General features: G+C 39.3%; 5 protein-coding genes. All 5 read right to left on the bottom strand.

The window, feature by feature from the left end:
- Positions 1-314: 314 nt before the first annotated feature.
- Positions 315-881, bottom strand: a complete 567-nt coding sequence (locus BLO53_RS18730) for a hypothetical protein (protein WP_176757373.1) — start codon at positions 879-881, stop codon at positions 315-317.
- Between the two features lie 122 nt (positions 882-1003).
- Entirely contained in the window at positions 1004-1735 is a 732-nt protein-coding gene (locus tag BLO53_RS18740) for an ABC transporter ATP-binding protein (protein WP_092065203.1), read from the bottom strand.
- Positions 1736-1745: 10 nt separating this feature from the next.
- Positions 1746-2843 (bottom strand): ABC transporter permease, encoded by a 1098-nt coding sequence (locus tag BLO53_RS18745; RefSeq protein WP_242875406.1) that lies wholly within the window; start codon positions 2841-2843, stop codon positions 1746-1748.
- A 97-nt stretch (positions 2844-2940) separates the two neighbouring features.
- The gene (locus BLO53_RS18750; protein ID WP_092065206.1) at positions 2941-3159 is read right to left on the bottom strand and encodes a hypothetical protein; all 219 of its coding nucleotides are present in this window, start codon (positions 3157-3159) and stop codon (positions 2941-2943) included.
- A 343-nt stretch (positions 3160-3502) separates the two neighbouring features.
- Positions 3503-4843: glycosyltransferase (locus tag BLO53_RS18755; protein ID WP_143003290.1), on the bottom strand; the 1341-nt coding region annotated here is incomplete at its 5' end.

Below are 4843 nucleotides of genomic sequence, written 5' to 3' on the forward strand. Positions count from 1 at the left end.
ATGCATGATCTGAAGCTTTTTGATTCCTCTAATGGACAGCTCCAGGCTCAAACTCTCGATACTGCAGTATTTATGATGCTTTTCCAGGTAAAAGAAATTAAAAAAGCCGTCAAATGAAAGTAAGCTCCCATCTCTGTGGAGATAAAGAGCTTCTTCGTTGCATATTTGTTTAGTGGGATATAGAAGTGATTGTAGTTTCATGGAATGCAACACCTCGAAGTGCTAATACTGTCCATATGTAGAAAAACAAAAAAGCTCCTGACAAAGGCAATTTCATACCTTACATCAGGAGTTATCATCAAAAAATATCTTGATCAAGCTTCTATAGCATCACCATGCTCATCATGTAATTTCGCATAAATCTTATCAGCATCATAGTCAGGAGCATACTCAATTGCAGCCTCAATTATCTTCTGTATATAGCCAAGATCTTCCTCGAATAAGTCAGCAATCTTCTCAGCAGTCCAGCCTTTCTGAAGTTTATTACATACCAGCTTTATCAACTTGGTTTCTTCGCCAATACTTTGCCCTATCTTTTGCCCTATCTTTTGCCCTATCTTTTGCCCTATCTTTCGCCCTATCCTACGCTCTTCCTGAACATTGACAGTAGCTTTAAAGTTTGCAAATAAATCACTCATATGACGCTCCTTTATCTGACTTACAAAATCCTGAACCTCATTCTCCGAAACATGATGCTTTCTTAATAGTACTGCCACTACTCTAGCAAGTACATCTAATACATCTTGAGGTGCATTGGCAGATAGATTGTCCAAATAGTCTTTGGGCAGATTCAGAGAACTAAACTCTTCAGTATCCCTTATCTTATTCAGAATCATAAGAAGTGATAGTCCCAGGCGCCCGCTTCTCTTCACGCCTTTCATAGTCGTCCCAAATGTAGACCATGTAACGCAGTATCTGCATACTGACATTATAATCTACGCTGGATTTGTGTTCAATCAGGACTATTTGTTCACACACTTTTCAGGGGGGCACGGTACCTAAGTCACGCCCTCATAAACTCAGCATAGTTTTCCAGGACAGCCTCCGGCTCACCCATTTCCCTGATCTCTCCGTCATGCATCCACATGACCTTATCGCATAGTTCTTTCAAGGTCTCTATGCTATGAGACACTATGATTACTGTTCTATCCTCATCAGAAATCAGCTCCTTCATCTTGGCAAGACTCTTCTTTTTAAAGCGCTCATCTCCAACAGAAAGTACTTCATCTACCAGCATGATATCAGTCTCCAGCATTGCTGTTATGGCAAAAGCAAGCTTGGAATGCATACCACTTGAATAGGTTCTTACCGGCCTGTCTATAAAATCTCCGAGTTCCGCAAACTCGATGATTTCATCCATCCTCTCCTGGATCTCTTTTTCCTTAAATCCAAGAAGCAGCCCTGACAGCATGATATTGGCCCGCCCTGTAAGCAGCGGCTTAAAGCCAACTCCAAGAGCCATGAGCGATACCGAATGTCCATGAAGATCAATAGATCCGGAATTAGGCGAAAAGACCCCAGCAATAGACCTAAGCAGCGTAGACTTGCCACTTCCATTCTTTCCAATAATTCCCAGTATCCCGCCTTTTTCAATTTCAAAAGACACTCCCTTAACTGCCTCGAAAACCTCATCTCTTGTCTTCTTGTGAAAAAGAGTACTGCGTATGGATATATTATTCAGAATGCGGTAGCTTATGCTCACATCCTTAACTTCAATAGCAAGTTCTTTTGACATTTCTGCTCCTTTAGATTACCTTCACATAAGCATTTTCATTGGAATAAATGGTAAACACCCCTAGTGCAATTAGTACCAGCGAAATAAGCCCCCATACTGCTATTACCATAATCCCTGGTGTCTCGCAGTACAAAATTGAAGACCTCATTGCAGAGATCAAAAAAGCAACTGGATTAAATTTCTCAATCACCTCTCCGAAAGGCTCAGGAATTCTCTTGGAAATCGAATAGAACACCCCTGACAAGTACATCATCATCTGCAGCACAATCCCAGTAATATAACCAAGATCATTAACATACACACCATAGTGCATCATGATGCATCCCACTCCAAAGGTAAAAAGAAACAGCACAAGAAGTATGGGCACCATCCACATGAGGTTCCAACTCACCGGCACCCTAAAGGCCAGCATCATCACGGCAATAACTCCAAAAGACACCATCATCTTAAAGCCATTAACAAACATCTTGGATAAAAGAAGAATATACTTGGGCATATAGACCTTGGTAATAATGTCCTTGCCATTTCTCACCGTGTTGACACTTCCATTGATACTTCTTGAGAAGAACCCCCACATGGTAATTCCCGTGAAGATAAATACTGGAAAATACTGCTCTTTGGCCTTAAATACATACCCAAAGATAACAGTATAGATGATCATCATACAGAAAGGCTCTATAAGCCACCAGAGCCAGTTAAGGTAAGAGCTTGCAACCTCAGCTCCAAGATCCGCCTTGGCAGCCCATACCGCATAGGGCATATATCTTTTGATATCTCTTATAAACCTCTTTCCATAACGTATAAAACCGCCAATTGTAATAATGTCCTCAGTCAAAAGACATACTATAAACGGCACTAGAAATCCAAGGACTCCACCAAGTCCCAGATATTTAAGCCTGTAAGACAATGTCATATCGCTAAAGTTAAGTTCTCTTACTCCACGCATATATGAAACTGCAAGAGTTATTGCATTTATCAGCAAAAGATATATCGAAAAAAATATAAGTTTTCTTCTAAGGGAAAGTTCTCCATGCCGCAGATAATCATGGATTGTAATAGAGAAAAGAGCTGGAACTATAAACATAAGTACATCAAGCACAATAAGCATGTCTTATAAATTCCTCCTCTGTATTACCAACTAAAAAACTCCTAACGAAAGGCATCTTCATACCTTACATTAGGAGTTAATTCTATTGAGAAATATATTATTGCTTTATCTGTTTCCTCAGCTTTTCAAGTTCTGCCTTAAGAGAAGAAATCTCCTCTTCCAATTCTGCATTCTCCTCAGAAAGCTTCTTGCGTTCTGCTTCGCCTTCCTTGAGTCCCTCAGCCTTGCCTTCATGAAATATTCTGATCTCCGGTAAATCTAAAACCTTGCCGCCCATAATACCACCTACCTTATCCTGCACTTTGTCATGCTTCATCGTAAGCTTGTAGACAACTTTGTGTGTTACAGCTTGTCTAGGATAGCATATGCAAAAGTATTGTTCAAGGATTAATTCCTAATGTAAGATATGAAGTTGTCAAGGAGCATGGTTATTTATTCACACACTTTTCAGGGTGTGCTGTTCCAAATGTTTGATAAGTTTATTTGCTCTTTACTTTTTTCCTACTATCAAATATAATAGCTTCAAAAGAAGCGAGTTTGTTACCGTACAGCTATTGCTTAAGCGGGGTGCTTGCTTCTTTTTTTGTATTTACCATATCGTATAGATACAACTTGCCATCGGAAGCATGAAGAATAAGCATCCCTAACACTTATCTATACTATTCTCTGAACTCATCCAATGCTGATTTATTGAATTTTTTCATAACCATAACAAGCATATACAAAAGAGCAAGTCTCTCAGACAAACTGTTCTTTACATAGTAAATCTTATTTGGATCTCTTTGTACAAAGGCATAACGGCTAAGCCTGTATCCTTTTTTCCAAAGTCTGTCATAAGGGAAAACTATAGCCACATCCCTCTTAGATGGCAACAACTTCCCGTTTAATGTTATCTTCTTCAAAAAAGGCAGATGCACGTTTGGGTTCTCATATGTACTAAGCACTTCGTCAAGTGATATAGGATTACTCTGAAATTTAACTATTTCACCTTTATAAGCCCTGATACGAGGGTCATCCAAATCCGTGATCAGCATCTTTTCTTGCCATGCTTTAACATATCGTAGCAGGGACTGATGATAGACTTCAGTGTCTAATTTTTCAAACCACTCACGCCCCTTTAGGAAATCCATAATGCCCATATAAATCAAATGCACCTTAAGATAACGGTTATCCATACAGTTACCAATCATCATACGACACACTCGCTTCTTCATGTAAAGGTAATCTAAGTCCTTCTCAAGTTTTGATGATAAGATAAGTGAATTCCGTGTATTGTAATAAGTCTTAACTCCAAGAAACTCAGTGTCAAATGGTTTGTGCCATACCCCAATTCCATTAAAAAAAGCAACAGGATTCCCTTTTTGTCTATTTCGCTTTTCATACTCGATATCATCCATATGAATAAACATCTGCTCCATTGGAAGATTATCTTTTCGCACAGTATTTAGGCTGTAACAGCAACACCACCAGCCGCTATATCTGAGTAATTCATTGTCAGAAGTGCACATCTCAGGTCTGGTGCAGGCTTCAAACGAACGTAAATCAAGTGAAGGAATGTCATTGATTATATCCATGTGCTTGTACCATTCACCGGCTGCATACTGGATAAATGGATAATCTTGCCGCCACAATGCTCCTCCCACAGTAATATCCTTGTATTCTGGCCTAAGAAATTTCAATACACCATACAACCTAACAAAGATATCTGGATCAAATATCGCATCATCATCCATTAGAAGCACATGTGTTAAATTATAGTTTTCTTTCCTGTCAATAGCCTCTATCATTCCACGGGTAAATCCTCCAGCACCACCAGTGTTAGCATTAGGTATCACGTTAATTAATTTATCCAAAAGATTCTGGTTTTCTTTTACAATGACAGAAAACTCATTATCTTCATTTAACGTTTTAGCATTATCAATAATAAAAACATGCAGATGGTCGGCCACCTCCGGCCTATGATCATCTATATCCGTAGCCTCAAGCCACTCCATAAGCGA

The organism is Butyrivibrio sp. INlla14 (assembly GCF_900102515.1).
GTDB lineage: Bacteria > Bacillota > Clostridia > Lachnospirales > Lachnospiraceae > Butyrivibrio.

Excerpts from the sequence above, each read along its gene's own strand:
- BLO53_RS18740 (WP_092065203.1), bottom strand. The coding sequence starts at position 1,735 with ATGTCAAAAGAACTTGCTATTGAAGTTAAGGATGTGAGCATAAGCTAC.
- BLO53_RS18730 (WP_176757373.1), bottom strand. The coding sequence starts at position 881 with ATGAAAGGCGTGAAGAGAAGCGGGCGCCTGGGACTATCACTTCTTATG.
- BLO53_RS18745 (WP_242875406.1), bottom strand. The coding sequence starts at position 2,843 with ATGCTTATTGTGCTTGATGTACTTATGTTTATAGTTCCAGCTCTTTTC.
- BLO53_RS18750 (WP_092065206.1), bottom strand. The coding sequence starts at position 3,159 with ATGAAGCATGACAAAGTGCAGGATAAGGTAGGTGGTATTATGGGCGGC.